The 20,949-nt window shown below is 72.7% G+C and carries 20 protein-coding genes; 8 read left to right on the top strand and 12 right to left on the bottom strand.

Going from position 1 to position 20,949, the window contains the following annotated elements:
* Positions 1-4: 4 nt before the first annotated feature.
* On the bottom strand, positions 5-1,315 hold the full coding sequence (locus BU204_RS18345; protein ID WP_075126911.1) for a cytochrome P450: 1,311 nt from the start codon (positions 1,313-1,315) through the stop codon (positions 5-7).
* Between the two features lie 147 nt (positions 1,316-1,462).
* On the opposite strand from BU204_RS18345, the gene BU204_RS38335 reads away from it, so the two are divergent.
* Positions 1,463-2,077 carry a GNAT family N-acetyltransferase gene (locus tag BU204_RS38335; protein WP_143229577.1) on the top strand — a complete coding sequence of 205 codons (615 nt, stop codon included), beginning with the start codon at positions 1,463-1,465 and terminating at the stop codon, positions 2,075-2,077.
* A 916-nt stretch (positions 2,078-2,993) separates the two neighbouring features.
* Here BU204_RS38335 and nadC read toward each other — a convergent pair.
* From nadC to nadA, 3 genes are read right to left on the bottom strand one after another with little or no spacing between them, the layout of a single operon-like run.
* Complete coding sequence (gene nadC / locus BU204_RS18335) at positions 2,994-3,842, bottom strand: carboxylating nicotinate-nucleotide diphosphorylase (protein ID WP_075126910.1); 849 nt, start codon at positions 3,840-3,842, stop codon at positions 2,994-2,996.
* On the bottom strand, positions 3,839-5,449 hold the full coding sequence (locus tag BU204_RS18330; RefSeq protein WP_075126909.1) for an L-aspartate oxidase: 1,611 nt from the start codon (positions 5,447-5,449) through the stop codon (positions 3,839-3,841). The genes nadC and BU204_RS18330 overlap by 4 nt, the downstream gene beginning before the upstream one ends.
* Entirely contained in the window at positions 5,446-6,468 is a 1,023-nt protein-coding gene (nadA, locus tag BU204_RS18325; RefSeq protein ID WP_075126908.1) for a quinolinate synthase NadA, read from the bottom strand. Before nadA ends, BU204_RS18330 begins: the two co-directional genes overlap by 4 nt.
* Before the next feature lie 69 nt (positions 6,469-6,537).
* Between nadA and BU204_RS18320 the strand changes: the two genes are divergently transcribed.
* Both BU204_RS18320 and BU204_RS18315 read left to right on the top strand, forming a co-directional pair.
* Positions 6,538-7,254, top strand: a complete 717-nt coding sequence (locus BU204_RS18320; protein WP_075126907.1) for an NUDIX hydrolase — start codon at positions 6,538-6,540, stop codon at positions 7,252-7,254.
* Positions 7,255-7,263: 9 nt separating this feature from the next.
* Positions 7,264-7,956 carry an LON peptidase substrate-binding domain-containing protein gene (locus BU204_RS18315; protein WP_075126906.1) on the top strand — a complete coding sequence of 231 codons (693 nt, stop codon included), beginning with the start codon at positions 7,264-7,266 and terminating at the stop codon, positions 7,954-7,956.
* Positions 7,957-7,958: 2 nt separating this feature from the next.
* On the opposite strand, the gene BU204_RS41385 is transcribed toward BU204_RS18315, so the two are convergent.
* The 4 genes from BU204_RS41385 to bioD form a co-directional block, all read right to left on the bottom strand.
* Positions 7,959-8,924 carry a DUF2567 domain-containing protein gene (locus BU204_RS41385; RefSeq protein ID WP_233160398.1) on the bottom strand — a complete coding sequence of 322 codons (966 nt, stop codon included), beginning with the start codon at positions 8,922-8,924 and terminating at the stop codon, positions 7,959-7,961.
* Positions 8,925-8,969: 45 nt separating this feature from the next.
* A complete protein-coding gene (gene bsaP / locus BU204_RS18305; protein ID WP_075126905.1) occupies positions 8,970-9,227 on the bottom strand; it encodes a biotin synthase auxiliary protein BsaP in 258 nt (85 codons plus the stop codon).
* Entirely contained in the window at positions 9,224-10,213 is a 990-nt protein-coding gene (gene bioB, locus BU204_RS18300; RefSeq protein WP_408608017.1) for a biotin synthase BioB, read from the bottom strand. The genes bsaP and bioB overlap by 4 nt, the downstream gene beginning before the upstream one ends.
* A 170-nt stretch (positions 10,214-10,383) precedes the next feature.
* Entirely contained in the window at positions 10,384-11,103 is a 720-nt protein-coding gene (gene bioD / locus BU204_RS18295; protein ID WP_075126903.1) for a dethiobiotin synthase, read from the bottom strand.
* Between the two features lie 69 nt (positions 11,104-11,172).
* Here bioD and BU204_RS18290 point away from each other — a divergent pair, with 69 nt between their 5' ends.
* Positions 11,173-11,460 carry a glutaredoxin family protein gene (locus BU204_RS18290; protein WP_075126902.1) on the top strand — a complete coding sequence of 96 codons (288 nt, stop codon included), beginning with the start codon at positions 11,173-11,175 and terminating at the stop codon, positions 11,458-11,460.
* 45 nt (positions 11,461-11,505) lie between these two features.
* Here BU204_RS18290 and BU204_RS18285 read toward each other — a convergent pair whose 3' ends face one another.
* The 3 genes from BU204_RS18285 to dnaE are packed head-to-tail and all read right to left on the bottom strand — an operon-like array spanning position 11,506 to position 17,956.
* Positions 11,506-12,774, bottom strand: a complete 1,269-nt coding sequence (locus BU204_RS18285) for an adenosylmethionine--8-amino-7-oxononanoate transaminase (RefSeq protein ID WP_075126901.1) — start codon at positions 12,772-12,774, stop codon at positions 11,506-11,508.
* Between the two features lie 8 nt (positions 12,775-12,782).
* A complete protein-coding gene (locus BU204_RS18280) occupies positions 12,783-14,378 on the bottom strand; it encodes a phosphodiester glycosidase family protein (protein WP_075126900.1) in 1,596 nt (531 codons plus the stop codon).
* A complete protein-coding gene (gene dnaE, locus BU204_RS18275) occupies positions 14,375-17,956 on the bottom strand; it encodes a DNA polymerase III subunit alpha (protein WP_075126899.1) in 3,582 nt (1,193 codons plus the stop codon). Before dnaE ends, BU204_RS18280 begins: the two co-directional genes overlap by 4 nt.
* 130 nt (positions 17,957-18,086) lie before the next feature.
* Here dnaE and BU204_RS18270 point away from each other — a divergent pair, with 130 nt between their 5' ends.
* From BU204_RS18270 to BU204_RS18260, 3 genes are all read left to right on the top strand, one after another.
* Positions 18,087-18,722 carry a nucleoside/nucleotide kinase family protein gene (locus tag BU204_RS18270; protein WP_075126898.1) on the top strand — a complete coding sequence of 212 codons (636 nt, stop codon included), beginning with the start codon at positions 18,087-18,089 and terminating at the stop codon, positions 18,720-18,722.
* 136 nt (positions 18,723-18,858) lie between these two features.
* A complete protein-coding gene (locus BU204_RS18265; protein ID WP_075126897.1) occupies positions 18,859-19,284 on the top strand; it encodes an OsmC family peroxiredoxin in 426 nt (141 codons plus the stop codon).
* A 42-nt stretch (positions 19,285-19,326) separates the two neighbouring features.
* Complete coding sequence (locus tag BU204_RS18260) at positions 19,327-19,839, top strand: GNAT family N-acetyltransferase (protein ID WP_075126896.1); 513 nt, start codon at positions 19,327-19,329, stop codon at positions 19,837-19,839.
* Positions 19,840-19,848: 9 nt separating this feature from the next.
* On the opposite strand, the gene BU204_RS18255 is transcribed toward BU204_RS18260, so the two are convergent.
* Positions 19,849-20,475 carry a LysE family translocator gene (locus BU204_RS18255; RefSeq protein ID WP_075126895.1) on the bottom strand — a complete coding sequence of 209 codons (627 nt, stop codon included), beginning with the start codon at positions 20,473-20,475 and terminating at the stop codon, positions 19,849-19,851.
* Positions 20,476-20,721: 246 nt separating this feature from the next.
* On the opposite strand from BU204_RS18255, the gene BU204_RS18250 reads away from it, so the two are divergent.
* Positions 20,722-20,937 (top strand): hypothetical protein, encoded by a 216-nt coding sequence (locus BU204_RS18250; RefSeq protein WP_075126894.1) that lies wholly within the window; start codon positions 20,722-20,724, stop codon positions 20,935-20,937.
* The last annotated feature ends 12 nt before the right edge of the window (positions 20,938-20,949 follow it).

Below are 20,949 nucleotides of genomic sequence, written 5' to 3'. Positions count from 1 at the left end.
GGGGTCAGCGCCGGCGGGGCGTCGCGACGATCCGCGCGCCGCGGGCCGGCACCAGCGTGATGTTGCGTGGCTTCGGGTACTCGGGCCTCGCCCGTTCCGGGTGGAGTTCGTAGCGGGTCAGCACCTCCCGCAGTACGGCCGCCGCCTCCTGGAGGGAGAACCCGGCACCCAGGCAGCGCCGCACCCCGCCGCCGAACGGGATCCACGTGCCGGCCTCCGGCTGCTTGCCGATGAACCGCTCCGGGCGGAAGTCCGTCGGTTCCTCGTGCAGCGTCGGGTCCCGGTGCACCAGGGAGATGCTCGGCCCGACGACGGTCCCCGCCGGCAGCAGGTAACCGGCGATCTCGGTCGGCTCGGTCAGCCTGCGTGCCACGTTCTGGATGACCGGCCGCCGGCGCATCGCCTCCTTCGCGACGGCCTGCAGGTACTCGCCGTCGCCGTCGTCGGCGTCGCGCCGCGCCCGGCGCTGGATCTCGGGGTGGCGGGCCAGCTCGTGGAAGGACCAGGCCAGGGCCGTGGCGGTGGTCTCGTGGCCGGCGAGCAGGAGCGTGACCATCTGGTCGCGCACCTCGGCGTCGGTGAGCTCGCCCCCGCCCGCGGTCAGCAGGCGGGACAGCACGTCGCCGCGGTCGGCGAGGTCGTCCGCGCCGCGGCGCTCGGCGATCTCGGCGTACAGCAGCCGGTCCACCGCGGCCAGGTTCTCGTGGTTGCGCCGCCACGGGCCGTACCGCGCGAGGTTCGGGTAGGTCCAGCCGAGCACGGTGAGCGGGCCGATGTCGGAGACCCGCCGCAGCCGCGGCCGCAGCTCGGTCAGCCGCGGCCCCTCGCCGAGACCGAAGACCACGCGCAGGATGATCTCGAGGGTGACCGCGTTCATCCGCGGATGCGCGGCGAACGGCCGGCCGGTGGGCCAGCTCTCGGCGTCCCGGGCGGCGAGCGAGGCCATCAGCTCGGCGTAGCCCCGCAGCGCGGCGCCGTTGAAGGCGGGCATGAGGAGCTTGCGGGCGCGCTGGTGCTCGCTCTCGTCGGTGACCAGGACCGAGTGGGCGCCCATCACCGGTCGCAGGAGCGCGTTGCCCTCGCCGCCGTGGTAGACCGTCGGCGACCCGGCGAAGACCGTGCGGATGTCCTCGGGACGGGTCAGCGTGACCACGTTGCGGCGCCCGGCGAGGCGGGTGCTGAACACCTCGCCGTAGCGGCGGCGCAGATGGATGTGCAGCTGCCGCCGGGCAACGAGGAACAGCAGCGTCTGCACCGGCGACGGCAGCCGGGATCCGGGCGGCAGTGTCTGGGCGTTGGCCTCGAGCGTCGCCATACCAGTGTTATACGCCCCTGGCCCGCCCCAGCCGAGAGATCGACTTCTCGGCTTTCTGGTCCATCGGTCGGTCGCTGGTCGTAGCGCCGGACATACTCGCTGGTGAGAGGGGTTGTGGAAGTCCGGGTAGCGGTCATAATCGAACATGTGAGCGAACAGGGTCGGGATGTCGGTCGCGGCATGTACGGCACGGCGCGCGCGGTCCGGCCGACCTCGCCGGACGGTGGCCGGCGGTGGTGCCCCCGCGGCCACGACCTGACCATCGGCGGGAAGCAGGCCGGCTACAGCCACCGCCATCGGCTGGACACCGTCACCTGCGGGGTCTGCTGGGACCTCGGCCTGCCGGGGGCGAGCTGGTGCGAGATCGACCCGGCCGAACAGCACACTGAGGAGCAGGCTCCCGACGTGGGCCTGGTGCTCGTGCGGGTTCCGCCGGCGGTGCGCGCGGGAGTCGGGCAGCTGCGGATGCGGTTGGACGGGGTGGTCGTCGCCGACGCCGACCTCGCCGTGTGCGCGCCGTGTCGGCGGGCGGTGCTCGAGCAGGTTCGGGTGGACGAGGCACACCGCCGGCTCGGCTACGGGCGGGTCCTGGTGGCCGCCGCGCTCGCTGTCGCACCACCGGGGCAGGGGTACGACTGGTCGACGACGACCGTGCTCAACTCGCCGGCCACCCGGGCGTTCTGGGCGGCCGTGGGCTGGCCCGGCCAGCTTGGACGCCCGGACCGCTGCACGGACATGGTTCGGGCGGTTGGGGAGGGGTGATATTTTTTGTGACCTTGTTCTTTGTTCTGTGTTTTTTTGTTCGCTTCGCTCAGTCGCTGACCCACCGTCTTCCCTCCTTCGCGTCCTCGGCGCCTGGGGCGCCTGCGGGCGCTGCGTCGGTCCAGACGGTGGACGCTCCTTCGCTCTCGCTCACGCAGCCGCGGGCCTCACCTCGCCCGAGGGAGTTAGCTCCTGTGCGTCCCGGCTTGGGTAAGGCTGGCGCGGGGTTAGGTGTTCTGGGGAGTTGGCTGTTGGTGCGTCCCGACTTGGGGAACGGCTGGCGCGGGGTTAGGTGTTCTGGGGAGTTGGCTGTTGGTGCGTCCCGACTTGGGGAACGGCTGGCGCGGGGTTAGGTGTTCTGGGGAGTTGGCTGTTGGTGCGTCCCGACTTGGGGAACGGCTGGCGCGGGGTTAGGTGTTCTGGGGAGTTGGCTGTTGGTGCGTCCCGACTTGGGGAACGGCTGGCGCGGGGTTAGGTGTTCTGGGGAGTTGGCTGTTGGTGCGTCCCGACTTGGGGAACGGCTGGCGCGGGGTTAGGTGTTCTGGGGAGTTGGCTGTTGGTGCGTCCCGACTTGGGGAACGGCTGGCGCGGGGTTAGGTGTTCTGGGGAGTTGGCTGTTGGTGCGTCCCGACTTGGGGAACGGCTGGCGCGGGGTTAGGTGTTCTGGGGAGTTGGCTGTTGGTGCGTCCCGACTTGGGGAACGGCTGGCGCGGGGTTAGGTGTTCTGGGGAGTTGGCTGTTGGTGCGTCCCGACTTGGGGAACGGCTGGCGCGGGGTTAGGTGTTCTGGGGAGTTGGCTGTTGGTGCGTCCCGACTTGGGGAACGGCTGGCGCGGGGTTAGGTGTTCTGGGGAGTTAGGTGTTGTGCATACCGGCTTTGCATGGGTGGCGCGGGGTTTGCTTGTGGGTGGGGGTTGTCAGCGTAGGTCCATGCCGATGTCCAGTGCTGGGGCGGAATGGGTGAGGGCGCCTACGGCCAGGTAGTCCACCCCGGTGTCGGCGTAGCGTCTGGCCTCCGCCAGGGTGAGGCCGCCGGAGACCTCCAGCTTCGTGGTGAGAGCCCGGTCGGCTACCCGGCGGACGGCCTCGGCGCACTGTTCCGGGCTGAAGTTGTCCAGCAGGACCAGTTCGGCGCCGGCTGCCAGTGCCTCGTCCAGCTGGTCGAGGGTGTCCACCTCGACCTCGCAGGGCAGGTCCGGGGCGTGTTCGCGGGCCGCGGTCAGGGCGGCGGTGACCGAACCCGCCGCCAGGACGTGGTTGTCCTTGATCAACACCGCGTCGCCCAGGCCCAGGCGGTGGTTGCTGCCGCCGCCGCACCGGACGGCGTACTTCTCGAGGAGGCGCAGGCCCGGGAGGGTCTTGCGGGAGTCCCTCACCACGGCGCCGGTGCCGGCGAGTGCGTCCACCCACGCCGCCGTCGCCGTGGCGATGCCGGACAGGTGGCAGAGCAGGTTCAACGCCGTGCGTTCCGCGGTCAGCAGGCCGCGGACCCTGCCTCTGACCACCAGGACAGGCTCACCGGGGGCGACCCGTTCGCCGTCCTCGCGTCGGGACAGCACCTCGACGTCGGGCAGGACCGTCTCGAACACGGCCAGCGCGGCGGGGACGCCGGCGACCGTGCCGGAGGCGCGCGGGGTGAGCTCGGCGACGGCCTCGGTGGCCTCCGCGACGGTGGCCGCGGTCGTCGCGTCCGGGCCGTAGCGCAGGTCCTCCTCCAGGGCCGTCGCCACCACCCGGCGCAGGTCCGCCAGGTCCAGGTCGGTCATGCCGCTCCTCGGGTCAGCAGCGCCGGACGGTCCAGCATCGGTTGGCCGGACGGGGTGAGGCGCACCGCCAGGCCGTGCGCGAAGCCCTCGTCGACCTGCGGGAAGTCGGTGCGCACGTGGCAGCCGCGGGACTCTGTCCTGGCCTGCGCCGCCGCGATCAGGGCCCGCGCGGTGAGGGTGAGCGCGGCGTCCTCCACCGCCGCCCTGCTCGACAGGGGGCGGTCCACGGCCGACACGTCGAGGACCGAGCCCACCACCGCGAGCCCTTCGGCGTCCCGGCCGATGCCGGCGTAGCGGCTCATCACCCGCTGCAGGGTGTCGCGGCCGGCGGCCGGCGCCACCGGCACCGGCGGGCACGCGGCGAGCCGCCGCTCGGCCCGCGGCGCGGCGGCCAGGTCCGCCGCCACCGCCTCGGCCGCGCGCGCTCCCACGACCAGGCCCTCCAGCAGGCTGTTGGAGGCAAGGCGGTTCGCGCCGTGCAGCCCGGTGCGCGCGACCTCGCCCGCGGCGTACAGGCCGGGCACCGCGGTCCGTCCGTCCACAGTAGACATAACGCCGCCGCAGGCGAAGTGGGCGGCCGGCGAGACCGGGATCGGGTCCACGACGGGGTCCACGCCAGCGGCCTGGCAGGCCGCGAGCACGGTGGGGAACCGGCGCTCGAACGTGGGGCGGTCCAGGTGGGTGGCGTCCAGGAACACGTGGTCCTCGCCCAACGCCGCCAGCCGGCGGTTGATCGCGGCCGACACCACGTCGCGCGGGGCCAGGTCGGCCAGCGGGTGGACGCCGGCCATCACCCGGGCACCAGTCGAGTCGACCAGCACCGCACCCTCGCCGCGCACGGCCTCGGTCACCAGCGGGCACCGGCCGCGCGCGCCCTCGCCGGTGTAGAGCACGGTGGGGTGGAACTGCACGAACTCCAGGTCCTGGACGGGCGCGCCGGCCCGCAGCGCGAGGGCCACGCCGTCGGCGGTGGCCACCGCCGGGTTCGAGGTCGCCTGGTACAGCTGGCCGAGCCCGCCGGTCGCCAGCAGCACGGCGGGAGCGGTGAGCACCCCGGGCACCCCGTCGCCGTCGAGCACGAGCAGACCGGCCACCTCACCGGCCGGCGTGCGCAGGGTGTCGACGGCGACATGGTGCTCCAGCACGGGCAGCCCGCCGTCCCGCGACGCGGCCAGCAGCGCGCGCTCCACCTCGGCCCCGGTGGCGTCGCCGCCGGCGTGCACGACGCGTAAGGCGGTGTGGCCGCCCTCCCGGGTGCGCGCCAGCCGCTCCGGTGGGCCGTCGAACACCGCACCGCGTGCCCGGAGCCGGGCCACCGCGGCCGGGCCCGCGCCGATGATTCGCGTCGTGGCCTCGAGATCGCACAGGCCGCCGCCGGCCACCAGGGTGTCCTCGACGTGGCGCCGCACCGAGTCGTCGGGCATGTCGCCGAGCACCACGGCGACCCCGCCCTGGGCCCAGCGGGTGTTTCCGCCGTCGGCCGCCTCCTTGGTGACCACCAGCACCCGCAGGCCGAGTTCGCGCGCCCGCAGCGCCGCGGTCAACCCGGCGACACCGGTGCCCACGACCACCAGGTCCGCACGCGCCTCCCAGCTGGGGCCGCTCACTCGCCACCGCCCGGCTTGCCGATCTCGATCATGCGGCGGACCGCACCCCTGGCCCGCTCGGCGACCGCCGGGTCGACGTGCACCTCGTCGGCGCCCTCGCGCAGGGACCGCAGCAGGGCCGCCGGCGTGATCATCTTCATGTACCGGCAGGAGGCGCGGTCGTTCACCGCGCGGAAGTCGATGTCCGGTGCGGCCCGGCGCAGCTGGTGGAGCATGCCGACCTCGGTGGCGACGAGCACCGTCGTGGCCCGCGTCGCCCTGGCCTCGGTGACCATGTCGCCGGTGGAGAGGATCTTGACCTGGGCGGCGGGCACCACGCCCTCGCCGGCCAGGTAGAGCGCCGAGGTCGCGCAGCCGCACTCGGGGTGCACGAACAGGTCGGCCTCCGGGTCGGCCGCGGCCCGCGCGGCGAGCTCCGGACCGTTGATCCCCGCGTGCACGTGGCACTCCCCCGCCCAGATGTGCAGGTTCTCCCGGCCGGTCTCCCGGCGCACGTGGGCACCGAGGAACTGGTCGGGCAGGAACAGCACCTCGCGGTCGGCCGGGATCGAGCGGACCACGTCCACGGCGTTGGACGAGGTGCAGCAGATGTCGGTCTCCGCCTTCACCTCGGCCGTGGTGTTGACGTAGGAGACGACGACGGCGCCGGGGTGCTCGGCCTTCCACGCGCGCAGCTGGGCGGCGTCGATGGAGTCGGCGAGCGAGCAGCCGGCCCGGGCGTCCGGGATCAGCACGGTCTTGTGCGGGCTCAGGATCTTCGCCGTCTCGGCCATGAAGTGCACGCCGCAGAACACGATCGTCGAGGCGTCGCTCTCGGCGGCGATCCGGCTCAGCGCGAGGGAGTCGCCGGTGTGGTGGGCGATGTCCTGGATCTCCGGCAGCTGGTAGTTGTGCGCGAGCAGCACCGCGTCGCGTTCCTCGGCCAGCCGGCGCACCTCGTCGCGCCACGCCGCGTCGGCCTCGACGCCGCCGTAGGGCGTCAGGTCGTCGGTCCGCTCACGTTCCGCGGTAGCGGCCATGTCGTCCTCCTCGCATTGGCAACCCTTGCCGGTTTCCCATCCCGAGGTTTTCGCCTTAGGATCGAAAACATGGTCGATGCTACCACTCCTCCCCTGCCCGTAGCCCATGAAGTCCTGGCCGCGGTGCTCCAGGTGCGAGCAGGCTCACTCCAGGTCCTGCTGTGGGAACGCGCGCTGGAGCCGCATGCGCACCGGTGGTCACTGCCCGGCGGGCGGCTCGGCGCGGCCGAGGACGTGGAGAGCTCGATCAAGCGCCAGCTGGCGGAGAAGGTCGACGTGCGGCAGCTCTCCCACGTCGAGCAGCTCGCCGTGTTCAGCGCGCCGGACCGGATCCCGGACGAGCGCGTCGTGGCAACCGCGTTCCTGGGCCTGGTCCCCTCCGACGTCGACCCCGGCCTGCCGCCGGACACCCGCTGGCACCCGCTCGACGCCCTGCCGCCCACGGCGTTCGACCACCAGTCGATCGTGCACCGAGCGCGGGACCGGCTGCGGTCGAAGCTGTCCTACACCAACATCGGCTTCGCCCTCGCGCCGCCGACGTTCACCATCTCCGCGCTGCGCGGCCTGTACTCGGCGGCACTGGGCTACCGGGTCTCGGCGACGAACCTGCAGCGGGTGCTGTCCCGGCGCGGTCTGCTCGAGCCGACCGGTGAGACGGCGCCGCCGGGCCGCACCGGCGGACGGCCCGCGGCGCTGTTCCGGTTCGTCGAGCGGACCATGGCGGTCACGGACCCATTCGCGGTGCTCCGCCCGCCGAACCAAGCGCGGGGCGGCGTCCCGTCGTAGGTTGGGACGGTGCCCGAGACGCTTCCGCTCTTCCCGCTGCAAACCGTGTTGCTGCCGGGCACCACGCTGCCACTGCACGTCTTCGAGCCGCGCTACCGACAGCTCACGGTCGACCTGATCACCGAGACGCTGCCCGGCAAGCGTTTCGGCGTCGTCGCGTTGAAGCCGTCGCACGACGTCGAGATCACCTCGTGCGAGCAGCTGCGCGCGATCGGCTGCGCGGCGGTGCTGCGCCAGGTGACCCGGCTGCCGGACGGCCGGTTCGACATCGTCACGCTCGGGGAACGGCGGTTCCGGTTGCTGGCGGTGGACTCCACCAGCGCGCCCTACCTGATGGGTGCGGTGGAGTGGGTGCCGGACGCGCCGGCGGTCGTCCCCGGGCAACGCGAGGCCGAGGACGCCGTCGCCTCGCTGGCCAACACCGCCCGTGCGGCCTACCGCCGCTACTGCCAGGCGGCCTGGCAGCAGGGCGACTGGGACGAGCCCGCCGAGGACGTGGAGATCGCCCAGCTCGCTCACCTGCTGGCGACCGACTGCCTGCTGCCCCTGGAGGACCGGCAGCGATTACTGGAGGAGACCCGACCCCTGCACCGGCTCCGCCTGGCGGGCCGGCTGCTGAACCGGGAGGCCGGCATCCTGACGGCGCTGCGCGCGGTCCCGGCGCCGCCGGCCGAGCTGCGCCGGCACGCCAGCCGGAACTAGGGCTAGCCCAGCCGTCGGCCCAGGTCGTCCATGCTGTTCCAGGCGGCGAGGACGCCGTAGGCCAGCGCCGTGGTGAGCGGCCAGGCCAGCAGTACCCACATGCTCTCCAGCCGGGGCGCCACCTCGACGATGTCGAGGGTCTGCACCTCGCCCGGCGTGGGGTAGCGGCCCTCGGCCCAGGCCGTCCCGAGCGCGGTGGCGAGCCACCCGCCCAACGCCGACCCCGCCACGGCGGCGGCCATGACCACGGGCCCGCGCCGTTCGCGCAGGAACCAGACGGCGACACCGCTGACCAGCCCCGCGGCCAGGCCGAGCAGGATGAAGATGACCATGCCGTCGGCCCGGTGGTAGCTCTCCGCCACGAGAGGGAAGGGCTGCCCGTCGTTGCCGATCACCATCCGCACCGGCGGCGCGAGCACCGACCACAACCAGGCCACCGCGAAGCCGAGCAACGCGACCGTGGACATGACGCTGACGGCGGGGACGAGGTCGGCCCGGACGACCACGCGCGGCCGGGGCTGGTGCCAGGGGTAGGGCAGGTAGTCGGGGTAGGCCTGGTGGGCCGGGAGCCCGGGGACCGGTGTCGGAGCGGCCGGAGCGGGACCGGCCGGGTGACCGGGGCCGGGGTGGGGCTCGGAACCGGCGGAGTGCCCGGAGAGGGCCGCCGAAGCGGCCGGATAGCCGGAGCCAGGCTCCGAGCCAGCCGGGTGACCGGGAGCCGGCCCCACACCGACCGGGTCGCCGGAGACCGGCGCCGAACCAGCCCCGTCGCCGGAGACGGGCTCTGGACCAGTCAAGTCCCCGGCGGTGGGCGCCGAGCCGACCGAGTGGCCCACGGGCTCGGAACCGGGCGGTCGGGTGCCGTTGCGGCTGCCGGTTCCAGAGCCGCCGCCGTCACCACCGTCGCCGTTGGCGGGGTCGGGTCGGAGCGGCGCGGCGCCCTGTGCCCCGGCCGGTTGTTCCGCCACGCCGTCCTCCGCTCGCCCGCTCGCCGTCCGCCTACCAGGCGAAGACTAGTCGGTCGGCGAGACCGCGTTGAACGAAGAGCCTTCCGGCGCGGAGGCTCTCGGAAACGCCTCCGCCCGGGAGGAACGCTCGCCGTGGCGGCTGCACCGGGCCGACCAGCCCGTGGGCGTCACCTGCACGACCATGCGGCGGGCGCACTCCGGGCAGTAGCGGGGCGGGTCGACCGCCGCACGCAACCTGGCGCACCGGCCGTGGTCGCCCTCGGCCGGTGGCTTGCCGCAGTGCACGCAGAACGCCGCCGTCACAGCGTGTCGCTCAGCGCCTTGATCGGCATGTTCAGCTCGGTCAGCATGTCGAGGTCCTGCTGGGCCGGGCGGCCGAGGTTGGTCAGGTAGTTGCCGACGATGATCGCGTTGATCCCGCCCAGCATGCCCTGCTCGGCGCCGAGGTCGCCGAGGGTCAGCTCGCGGCCGCCGGCGAAGCGGAGCAGCGTGCGCGGCAGGGCGAGACGGAACGCGGCCACGGTGCGCAGCGCGTCCCTGCCCTCGACGATCTCGTAGTTCTCGTACGGCGTGCCGGCCTGCGGGATGAGGAAGTTCATCGGCACCTCGTGCGGGTCGAGCTCGGCGAGCTGCGCGGCGAACTCCGCGCGCTGCTCGACGCTCTCCCCCATGCCGATGATGCCGCCGCAGCAGACCTCCATGCCGGCCGCGTGCACCATCCGCAGCGTCTCCCAGCGCTCCTCCCAGGTGTGGGTCGTGACCACAGACGGGAAGTGCGAGCGCGCGGTCTCGAGGTTGTGGTTGTACCGGTGCACGCCCATCGCGACCAGCTCGTCGACCTGCTCCTGGGTGAGCATGCCGAGCGAGCACGCGATCTGGATGTCGTTGCCGTCCTCGCGGATGGCCTTGATGCCGTCCCGAACCTGGGACAGCAGACGCTTGTCCGGCCCGCGCACCGCGGCCACGATGCAGAACTCGCTGGCCCCGGTCTCCGCGGTCTCCCTGGCCGCGCGGACCAGGCCGGGGATGTCCAGCCAGGCCGAGCGCACCGGCGAGGGGAACTGCCCGGACTGGGAGCAGAAGTGGCAGTCCTCCGGGCACCCGCCGGTCTTCAGGCTGACGATGCCCTCGACCTCGACCTCCGGGCCGCACCAGCGCATCCGCACCTCGTGAGCGAGCGCGAGCAGCTCGGGGACCCGGTCGTCGGGCAGCCGAAGGATCTCGAGCACCCGCGCCTCGTCGAGCCCGACCCCCCGCTCGAGCACCTGCTCACGAGCGAACGCCAGCACGTCGTGAGTGTCGACAGCAGCCGAATGGTCGGCCCTGCTCCGTTCGGCGGCAGCGGTCACGGGTGCCTCCTCGCTCGTGGTGATCGGCCTTCCGGCCAAGTCTGCCGCACGCGCTGCCGAGAGGAACGCGATGTATCTCACGCGCCGACCAGCCTTCGAGCCGGTCGTCATCACGCGGCGTGTTCCGCCGCGAACCCGTTCGCGTCGAACTCCCCACCGAGGGCCGGCGCGAGCGAGGCCCTGGCGACCGTCAGGAACGCCGCCCGGTCGAGCCCGCCGGCGTTCGAGGGGACCGCGCCGACCAGCGGAGCCTCGGCCACCACCGGGAGGTCGTCGAGGTTGCAGCGGGCGGCGAGGTCGGGCTCGGCGGGCCAGGAGCCGACGACCACGCCCGCGCACTCGATGCCGCGGCGGCGCAGGGCCTCGGTGGTGAGTGCCGTCGCGTTGAGCGTGCCCAGCCCGGCTTCGGCGACGACGAGGACCGGCGCGCCGATCGACCAGGCCACGTCGGCGATGGTGCCGCCGTGGTCGTCCATCCGGACGAGCAGCCCGCCCGCGCCCTCGACCAGGACCAGGTCGTGCCCGCGGGAGAGCTCCACGGCCGCGGCGGCGGCCTGGGAGGGCGTGACCGGCAGCGCTCCGGCGCGTCGCGCGGCCGTGCCGGGGGCCAGCGGGTCCGGGAAGCGGGCCAGCTCCCAGGTGGTGACCTCGTCACCGGCCAGGCGGGAGACCTCGTGCACGTCGCCCGGCTCGCCGGGCGCGACTCCGGTCTGTGCCGGCTTCAACACCGCGACGCTGTGGCCCCGGGCGCGGGCCAGCGCGGCCACAGCGGCGGTGACCACCGTTTTTCCGACTCCGGTTCCGGTACCCGTGAGCACGATGACACTCACGGAGCGTCAGGTTAGTCCCACCCGTTCGCCGCAACCGCACCCGGGCCGGTGGTAGGTATCGTCTAGGCCGTGTTCACCGGCGATGACCAGGTCCAGCTGTTCGGCGCCGACTGGTGCAGCGACACGCGGCAGATCACGGCGTGGCTGACGCGCCACCAGGTGCCGTTCGCCGCGCACGACACGAGCATCGAGGAGGTGCGGACGCGTGCGGTGGAGATCGCCGGCGGCCGCACCGAGATCCCGGTCCTGGTGACCCCGGACGGCACGGTGCTGGTCGAGCCGACACCGATGGAGCTGGCCGCCACCCTGGCCGGCCTGCGGCGCCCCCGCCGCACCTCCCGCCGCGAGTGCCGCTGACGGCGCCGGTCGGCGAGGTTCCTCGGGTCAACCGGTCGGACCCGGTCACCCGGCGGCAGCGGCGGCCAGCACGGCGCCGGTGATCGTCTCGATGTCGGCCGGTCGGCTCACGAAGGGCGGCATCGTGTAGATCAGGTCTCGGAAGGGACGCAGCCACGCCCCGTGCTCGACGGCGGCGGCGGTGGCAGCGGCCAGGTCCACCTCGTGGTCCAGCTGGACGACGCCGATCGCACCCAGCACGCGGACCTCGCGTACGCCTGGCAGGGTGCGGGCGGGGGCAAGGCCGGTCGTGAGCGCGGTCTCGATGCCGGCCACCGCGGCGCGCCAGTCCTGGGCGCGGAGCAGGTCGATGGACGCCCGGGACACGGCCGCGGCCAGCGGGTTGCCCATGAAGGTCGGTCCGTGCGCCAGTACGGGCACCGCGCCGCGGGAGATGCCGTCGGCGACCCGCGGCGTACAGAGGGTGGCCGCCATGCTCAGGTAGCCACCGGTCATCGCCTTGCCGAGGCACATCACGTCGGGGGCCACCCCGGCGTGGTCGGCGGCGAACATCTCCCCCGTGCGTCCGAAGCCGGTGGCGATCTCGTCGAACACGAGCAGGACGTCGTGGGCGAGCGTGAGCTCGCGCAGCACGTGCAGGTAGCGGGGGTCGTGGAAGCGCATCCCGCCCGCGCCCTGCACCACCGGCTCCACGATCACCCCGGCCAGCTCGTCGGCGTGGGTCTCGATCAACGTCGCGAGGTGCTCGACGTAGTCGTGCTCCAGCGCGGCGGGGGGCGGGCCGGCGAACAGCTGGTCGGGCAGCACGCCGCGCCAGAGGCTGTGCATCCCGCCCTCCGGGTCGCACACGCTCATCGGGTGGAAGGTGTCGCCGTGGTAGCCGCCCCGCCAGGTCATCATCCGCCGCTTCTCCGGCCGCCCGGCCGAGCGCCAGTACTGCAGGCACATCTTGACCGCGACCTCGACCGACACCGAACCGGAGTCGCAGAGGAACACGTGCCGCAGCGGCTCCGGGGTGATCTCCACCAGGGTCGAGGCGAGCGCGACGGCGGGCTCGTGGGTGAGCCCGCCGAACATGACGTGGCTCATCCGGCGGGACTGCTCGACGAGCGCGGCGTCGAGCACCGGGTGCCGGTAGCCGTGGATGGCCGCCCACCACGAGGACATGCCGTCGACCAGCTCCCGACCGTCGGCGAGCCGCAGGCGGACCCCCTCTGCCGACTCGACCACGAGCGGGTCGCTGGTGCCCGGCATGGGTCCGTAGGGGTGCCAGACGTGCGCCCGGTCGAGCGCGATCAGCCGATCGGCGTCCACGCCGCCCCCTATCGCAGGACCAGGATCGCGTCGCCGACCGGGCGCTCCCCCGCGGCGTCGGAGGGCGTGTTGACCACTCGGTCCCCGACGACCATCGTCGTCGAACCGCCACCGTCCAGGTTGACCGCGTCGCGCATGCCCAGGGCCGCGGCGACGTCGGCGGACTCCGGGATGGACAGTCCGAGGCTGGACAGCCCTCGACCGTCCACCGTGACCAGCAGGATCCTGCCGCGGGCGTCGACACCCGCGATCGTGCGCGGGTTCCGCTTCGCGACCCAGCCGTAGTAGAAGCTCGGGTCGCCCGGGCGGACCATGCCGTCGGCCCTCGGTGTGGCGTGTGGACGGCCGTCGCGCACCAGCTCAGGGCCGCCGTTGACCACCATCGCCCGCCGGCCGGGCGGCGGCGCGCCGGTCAGCCTGCCGCCCACGGTGAGGGTGGCGCCGGGAACGGCCACGCGCCGCAGGTCGGCGGCCCTGCTCCCGGTGGCCTGGACCGAGCTGCCGCCGGGCGGGAGATCGCCCCCGCGCGGCTCGCGCACCTCCAGGACCCGACCGCGCCGGTCGAGCACCGCCTCCACCCCGGGCCCCGACGGCGTGGCGGCGCCGAAGTGGGTGGTGAAGGCGACCAGCTCGTCCGGGTCGGTGCAGGTCGTGTCGTGCAGCGGCCGGAAGGTGGGGAGGTCGTCGCGGGTGCCGCCGCAGTTACGGATGAGGCCGGGCACCCGGTCGAGGCCGTCGAGCCGGAGCCGGCGGTGACCCGCGCTCACCGTGCCGATCCAGCCGTAGCGGGCGACGGCGGCGTGTCGGGCGTCGGCGCCGAAGGCGAACACGGGCCGGCCGTCGACCGCCTCGCTCAGCAGCCGGCCGTCGTAGACACCGAGGCCGGCCGGGTCGCCCGGCGCACCGGCCGCCGGGTCGAGCACGAAGAAGCCAGCGTTGACCGCGGCGGTGGCGTCGCGAGCCGCGGCGAGCGCGCTCGTGGTCTCCCGCTGCTCGAGGTCGGGTCCGAAGTCGGCGACCAGGTCGCCGCGGAAGGTCCTCGGGTCGACGGTCAGCACCTGGACGCGCCAGGGCCCGCGGTCGGCGGGGTCGCCGTCCCAGCCGGTGAACACCGTGGAGGCGGTGAAGCCGGCGGCCCGCACCTGCGCCAGCACCGCGTCGGCGGCGGGCCGCTGGGCGTGGTGGCCGATCCGCACCCGGAACCCGAGCGTCCCTCCGGGGTGGTCGGCGACCCGCCGGGTGTCGACCTCCTCCACCCGCGCGGCGAACCCGCGCTCCCGCAGCGCGCCGGCCAGCCGGTCGGCGTGCTCGCGGTCGGCGACGGCGGTCGGCGGTGTGTCCGGGTCGGGGCCGCCACCGCCGGGGACGGCGACCTCGACCGTCCACCCGTTGGCCGGATCCGGCTCGCCACGCACGATCGTGGTCAGGGTGACGCCGGGCTGGAGCACCTGGAGCGTCCTGGTCTCGGGCAGGTCGGCCGGCCCGAGCGGAAGGCCGTGGCCGTGCTCGGCCGCCGCCGGCGGCGCGAGGACGGTACCGGCGACCAGGGCGACGGCGGCCAGGACGGCAGCGGTGGACCCGGTGCCCGTGCGCACCCCGCTCACGCGTCCACCGCGACGCCGGGGATCGCCTTGATCTCGCCGAGGAACGCGGGTGTCACCTTGATCGGGTAGTCGTCCAGCGCCAGCGTGACGCCGTTCTCCTTGTGCACGAACTTGAGGTGCACCGGGGTCTCGCCGCGGTGGGCGGAGAGGGTGTTCTTCAGCTCCCCCACGACCTCGTCGTTCAGCTTGCCGGGGTTGCACAGCAGGACCAGCGGCACCTCGCCCGGGCCGGTCAGGTCGGCGTCGGTGATGTCCAGCGGAATCAGGCCCGAGCCGAAGATGGACATCTTGTCCTCGCGCCAGTTGACCCGGCCCTTCACCGCGACCGCCGCGTCCTCGACCAGGTCCTGGGAGAGCACCGAGTACGACTTGGCGAAGAACAGCACCTCGATCGAGGCGTCCAGGTCCTCGATCGTGCAGATCGCCCACGGCTCGCCCTGCTTGTTCACCCGGCGTTCCAGCGCGGAGATCATGCCGGACAGGACGATCTCGCCCTCCTTGGGCGCGTCGCTGATGATCTCGGCGATGGGCTTGGGCGCGTGCTTGCGGAGCAGGCGTTCGGCGCCGTCGAGGGGGTGGGCGGAGACGTAGAGGCCGAGCATCTCCCGCTCGTAGCCGAGCAGCTGCTTGCGCGGCCACTCCTCGGCGGTGAACCTGAGGTGCGACAGCGGCGACGCGTCGACGGCCGCGGGCGTGGTGTCGTCCCCGCCGAACAGGTCGAACTGACCCATGGCCTCCTGGCGCTTGAGCCCGACGACCGCCTCGACCGCCTCCTCGTGCACCTGGATGAGCGAGAGCCGGGTGTGCCCGAGCGAGTCGAACGCGCCGGCCTTGACCAGCGACTCGATCACCCGCTTGTTGCAGCAGACCAGCTCGGACTTGTCGAGGAAGTCGGTGAACGAGGTGTAGGCGCCCTTGGCCTCGCGGGTCTGGATGATCGACTCGACGACGTTCGCCCCGACGTTGCGCACGGCACCCAGGCCGAAGCGGATGTCGGTCCCGACCGCGGCGAAGCGCAGGCCGGACTCGTTGACGTCCGGCGGCAGCACCTTGATGCCCGACCGGCGGCACTCGGACAGGTAGACCGCCGACTTGTCCTTGTTGTCGGCGACCGAGGTGAGCAGCGCGGCCATGTACTCGGCCGGGTAGTTCGCCTTGAGGTAGGCCGTCCAGTAGGACACCAGGCCGTAGGCCGCGGCGTGCGACTTGTTGAACGCGTAGCCGGCGAACGGGAGGATCGTGTCCCACAGTGCCTTGATGGCCTCCTTGGAGAAGCCACCCGGGCGCAGGTCGCTGGCCTTCATGCCGGCCTCGAACCGGGTGAACTCCTCGGCGAGGACCTCGGCCTTCTTCTTGCCCATCGCCTTGCGGAGCACGTCGGCCTGTCCCATGGAGTAGCCGGCGACCTTCTGGGCGATGAACATGATCTGCTCTTGGTAGACGATCAGTCCGTAGGTCTCGGACAGGATCTCCTTGAGCGGTTCCTCGAGCTCGGGGTGGATCGGCTTGATCTTCTGCCGGTTGTTCTTGCGGTCGGCGTAGTCGTTGTGGGCGTTCATGCCCATCGGGCCGGGGCGGTACAGCGCGCCGACCGCGACGATGTCCTCGAACCCGGTCGGCTGCATGCGCCGCAGCAGGTCGCGCATGGGCCCGCCGTCCAGCTGGAACACGCCGAGCGTGTCGCCGCGGGAGAGCAGCTTGTAGGTGTTCGCGTCCTCCAGGCCGAGCGTGTCGAGGTCGATGTCCTCGCCGCGGTTGGCCCTGACGTTGTCGATCGCGTCGCCGATGACCGTGAGGTTGCGCAGGCCGAGGAAGTCCATCTTCAGCAGGCCGATGGCCTCGCAGGACGGGTAGTCCCAGCCGGTGATGATCGAGCCGTCGTCACGCTGCCAGAGCGGGATCGACTCCATCAGCGGGGCCGAGGAGAGGATCACCGCGCAGGCGTGCACGCCGGCGTTGCGGATCAGCCCCTCGAGGCCCCGCGCGGTCTCGAAGATCTTGCCGACCTCGGCGTCGGTCTCGATCAGCGTGCGGACCTCGGCGGCCTCGGCGTAGCGCTCGTGCTTCGGGTCGACGATGCCGGACAGCGGGATGTCCTTGGCCATGATCGGCGGTGGCAGCGCCTTGGAGATGCGGTCGGCGATGGAGAACCCGGGCTGGCCGTGCAGCACCCGGGCGGAGTCCTTGAGCGCGGCCTTGGTCTTGATGGTGCCGAACGTGATGACCTGCGCGACCTTGTCCGTGCCGTACTTGTCGGTGGCGTAGGCGATCATCTCGCCGCGCCGGCGGTCGTCGAAGTCGATGTCGATGTCGGGCATGGCCGTGCGCTCGGGGTTGAGGAACCGCTCGAACAGCAGACCGTGCGGGATCGGGTCGATGTTGGTGATGCCCAGCGCGTAGGCCACCAGCGAGCCGGCCGCCGACCCACGGCCCGGACCCACCCGGATGCCGACCCGCCGGGCGTAGCTGACCAGGTCGGCGACCACGAGGAAGTAGGCCGGGAACCCCTTCTGGGTGATCACGCCCAGCTCGAACTCGGCCCGCTCGACGTAGCCCTCCGGAATCCCGTCCGGGAACCGCCAGTCGAGGCCGCGCATGACCTCCTTGTGCAGCCAGCTGGCCTGGGTCTCCCCCTCCGGCACGTCGAACACCGGCATCCGGTCGGCGTAGGCCCACACCTCCTCGTAGGACTCCACCCGCTCGGCGATCAGCAGCGTGGAGTCGGCGGCGCCGGGTACCTCGCGGTCCCAGTACTCGCGCATCTCGGCGGCGGACTTGAGGTAGTAGCCGTCGCCGTCGAACTTGAAGCGGTTCGGGTCGGACAGCGTCTTGCCCGACTGGACGCAGAGCAACGCCGCGTGGGCCTCGGCCTGGTCGCGGGTGACGTAGTGCGAGTCGTTGGTGGCCAGCGGCCGCAGCTCGAGCTTGCGGGCGACGTCGAGCAGGCCCTCGCGGACCGAGCGCTCGATCGGCAGGCCGTGGTCCATCAGCTCGAGGAAGAAGTTGTCCCGGCCGAAGATGTCCCGGTAGTCGGCGGCGGCCTGGAGCGCCTCGGCGGTCTGGCCGAGGCGGAGCCTGGTCTGCACCTCGCCGGAGGGGCAGCCGGTGGTCGCGATGATGCCCTCGGCGTGCTCGGCGATCAGCTCCCGGTCCATCCGCGGCTTGCGGTAGTAGCCCTGGATGCTCGCCAGCGAGGAGAGCGTGAAGAGGTTGCGGAGCCCGGTGGCGTTGCCGGCGAGCATGGTCATGTGCGTGTAGGCGCCGCCGCCGGAGACGTCGCCGCCCTCGCCGAGCTCGTCGCTGCTGCGCTGGCGCGCCTCGCCCCAGAAGATCGGCTTCTTGTGGTAGCGGCTCGCCGGGGCGACGTACGCCTCGATGCCGATGATCGGCTTGATGCCGGCCTTGCGGGCGCCCTGGTAGAACTCGTCGGCCCCGTACATGTTGCCGTGGTCGGTCATACCCACCGCCGGCATGCCGAGCCGGGCGGCCTCGGCGAACAGCGGCGCTACCTTGGCGGCGCCGTCGAGCATCGAGTACTCGGTGTGTACATGGAGATGAACGAAGGAGTCAGCCGCCACGAGGCACCACCCTACGACGAGAGGACGACCACCGACGCACACCCTCCGCGGCGTGTTGGGCCCGCGCCGGGCGTGACCGGTTTCTACCGCGTGGCACCGACAATCCGCGGCCGCGTGGCATGATCGGCCGGTGCGGTTCCGCCCCGTCTCCCCCGGCCTGCTGGTCGACGAGCTGGCCGAGCTGATCTCCGCGGGCCGGACCGGGACGTGGACCAGGGTGGCCGTGGACGGCGCCCCGCCGGCCGAGCCCGGCGCCCTCGCTGACGGGCTGGCCGAGGCGCTGCGGCTGCGCGGACGGCCGGTGCTGCGGGTGCGCGCGGCGGACTTCCTGCGGCCGGCCTCGCTCCGGTTCGAACGGGGCCGCGAGGACCCGGACGCGCGCTACGAGGACTGGCTCGACCTCGGCGGACTGCGCCGCGAGCTCCTCGATCCCCTCGGACCGGACGGATCCGGGCGGGTGCTGCCCTCGCTGTGGAACGCCGAGACCGACCGGGCCAGCCGGGCCGACTACGTCGAGCTGCCCAGCGGTGGCGTGCTGGTGCTCGACGGCGCCCTGCTGCTGGGCCGCGGGCTGCCGTTCGAGCACACCGTGCACCTGTGGGTCTCCGCGCCCGCCCTGGCCCGGCGGATGCCCCCGGACCAGGCGTGGAGCCTGCCGGCCTTCGCGCGCTACGACGCCCAGGCGCGGCCGCTGCACACCGCCGACACGGGCGTGCGCGTGGACGACCCCGCACACCCGGCCCTGCTCGACGACTCCCCCGTCTGACGCCACCCGGGTAGCGTATCGAACAGGTGAGCGAGACGCTGACGTGCTGGTCGGGGGCAGGTCACATGCGGATGCGCGGTACCGGGGGGTGCGGGCAGGATGGGGCAGGAGATCATCCACACCACGAGGAGGACCCATGGCAACCGTCCGCACCGCCAACGCCCACTGGGAGGGCGCTCTGCTCGACGGCTCCGGCACGGTCTCGTTGGACTCGTCCGGCATCGGTTCCTACCCGGTGTCCTGGCCCTCGCGGGCCGAGGCGGCCAACGGCAAGACCAGCCCGGAGGAGCTGATCGCGGCCGCGCACTCGACCTGCTACTCGATGGCCCTCTCGCACGGCCTCGCCGGCGCCGGCACCCCGCCCACGACGGTGGACACCAAGGCCGAGGTGACCTTCCAGCCCGGCGAGGGCATCACCGGCATCCACCTGACCGTGCGGGCGAGCATCCCCGGGATCTCCAAGGAGGACTTCGCCGCCGCGGCCGAGGACGCGAAGAAGAACTGCCCGGTGTCCCAGGCGCTGGCCGGCACGAAGATCACCCTCGACGCCGAGCTCGCCTGATAACCAGTACGCCCGGTCGGCCGGCACGGCTACGGTGCCGGCATGACCGAGCGGATGCGGCTGCGGCCGGTCACCGAACCGGATCTCGACCGTCTCGAGGAGATGTTCGACGACCCGGAGGGGATCGGCGAGTACAACTGGGGCGGCTTCGGCAGCGGTAGGTCCTGGCGTCGGCAGTGGGCCGAGGACCGGCTGATCGGCGACCGGACCGTGCTCATGGTGGCCCTCGGTGACGAGACGCTGGGGTTCGTGTCCTGGCACCGGGTGCAGACCGGCCCGCAGGTGCACGTGCTCGAGTTCGGCATCTGCCTGTGGCCGCGGTGGCGCGGGCGGGGCCACGGCACCGCGGCGCAGCGCCTGCTCGCCGCCTACCTGTTCGCCCACCACCCGGTCAACCGCATCCAGGCGTGGACCGACGTGGACAACATCCCCGAGCAGCGGGCCCTGGACAAGGCCGGCTTCGTCCGCGAGGCGGTGCTGCGCGAGTACGCCTGGCGCGCCGGCGCCTGGCGCGACGAGGTGCTGTACCGGATGCTGCGCCGCGAGCTGCCCTGAGGCCGTCGGTCAGCGGTCGGCCACCAGCCGCACCGCCAACGCACCGAAGATCGCCGCCGAGAGCCGGTTCAGCCACCGCTGGACGGCCGGACGGCGCAGCAGCAGCGCGGACAGCGCCCCGGAGGCGAAGCCGACCGTCCCGTCCACCGCGAACCCGATGACGACGAGGATCGCGCCCATCACGAGGAACTGCACCGACGTGGACCAGCCGCCGACGGTCAGGAACTGCGGGAAGAAGGCGATGTAGAACAGGATCACCTTGGGATTGGCCAGGTTGGTCAACACCGCCATGACGTAGGTCCGCCGAAGCGACCGCCCGCCGTACCGCTCCGGCGCCACCTCGGCGACGTGCCGCGCCGACCGCAACGTCGAGATCGCGAGGTACACCAGGAACACCGCGCCCACGATCCGCACCGCGTCCAGCGCGATCGGCGCCGCCTGCAACAACGCGCCCAGCCCGAGCGCCGCCGCGATCGTGTGCACCGCGATCCCCGTGGACATCCCCAGGGCGGCGAGCACCCCGGCCGTGCGCCCCCGGGCGATCCCGTTGGCGATGATGAACATCATGTCCGGCCCGGGCACCACACTGATGACCACACAGGCCGCGGCGAACGCGATCAGGAGCGAGAGGTCCATAGAGTCATCCAAACAGCGTGGGCAACGGAATAACCCGGTCAGGGCTACGCACTCCTGGTTCCCCTCGGTACCGACACCGAAACGTCCCCTGCGGACGCCTCGGCGGACACGAGGAGCCGCTTGGTCCATCCGTCGGATTGCCAGCCGAGCGGCACCTGCCTAGCGTGGTCGAGCGTGTCCGGAGCGTACACACGCTCGGTCGAAGTCGCCTGGCGTTTCCGCCGGTGTCGCGGAGAGGACGCTCGAATGACGGCGGAGGGGGAACCGCGGAGGGCCAATGGGAAGAAGAAGATCCTGTTGGCGGTGCTCGGCTTCGTCCTCGCGTCGGTCGCCGTGGGTGTTCTCGTCGCCCACATCGAGGTGACCACGGGACAGACCTGGCCGAGGTGGCCCCTGGGCGCCCTGGTCGTCGGCCCCGCGGTCATCCTGCTGCTCCGCCATGTCGATCCCCCGTCGAAGTGACGGCTCACCTAC

Source organism: Actinophytocola xanthii (assembly GCF_001921205.1).
GTDB classification, from domain to species: domain Bacteria; phylum Actinomycetota; class Actinomycetes; order Mycobacteriales; family Pseudonocardiaceae; genus Actinophytocola; species Actinophytocola xanthii.
The sequence above is the reverse complement of the archived record's forward strand: the minus strand, read 5'-3'. Positions and strand labels throughout refer to the sequence as shown.

Coding starts and splice junctions, on each gene's coding strand:
- nadC (WP_075126910.1), bottom strand. CDS start 3,842: ATGACCGACCTGGACCTGGCGGACCTGCGCCGGGTGGTGGCGACGGCC.
- BU204_RS18345 (WP_075126911.1), bottom strand. CDS start 1,315: ATGGCGACGCTCGAGGCCAACGCCCAGACACTGCCGCCCGGATCCCGG.
- BU204_RS18250 (WP_075126894.1), top strand. CDS start 20,722: ATGACGGCGGAGGGGGAACCGCGGAGGGCCAATGGGAAGAAGAAGATC.
- nadA (WP_075126908.1), bottom strand. CDS start 6,468: ATGGCCGCTACCGCGGAACGTGAGCGGACCGACGACCTGACGCCCTAC.
- BU204_RS18320 (WP_075126907.1), top strand. CDS start 6,538: ATGGTCGATGCTACCACTCCTCCCCTGCCCGTAGCCCATGAAGTCCTG.
- BU204_RS18255 (WP_075126895.1), bottom strand. CDS start 20,475: ATGGACCTCTCGCTCCTGATCGCGTTCGCCGCGGCCTGTGTGGTCATC.
- BU204_RS18265 (WP_075126897.1), top strand. CDS start 18,859: ATGGCAACCGTCCGCACCGCCAACGCCCACTGGGAGGGCGCTCTGCTC.
- BU204_RS18260 (WP_075126896.1), top strand. CDS start 19,327: ATGACCGAGCGGATGCGGCTGCGGCCGGTCACCGAACCGGATCTCGAC.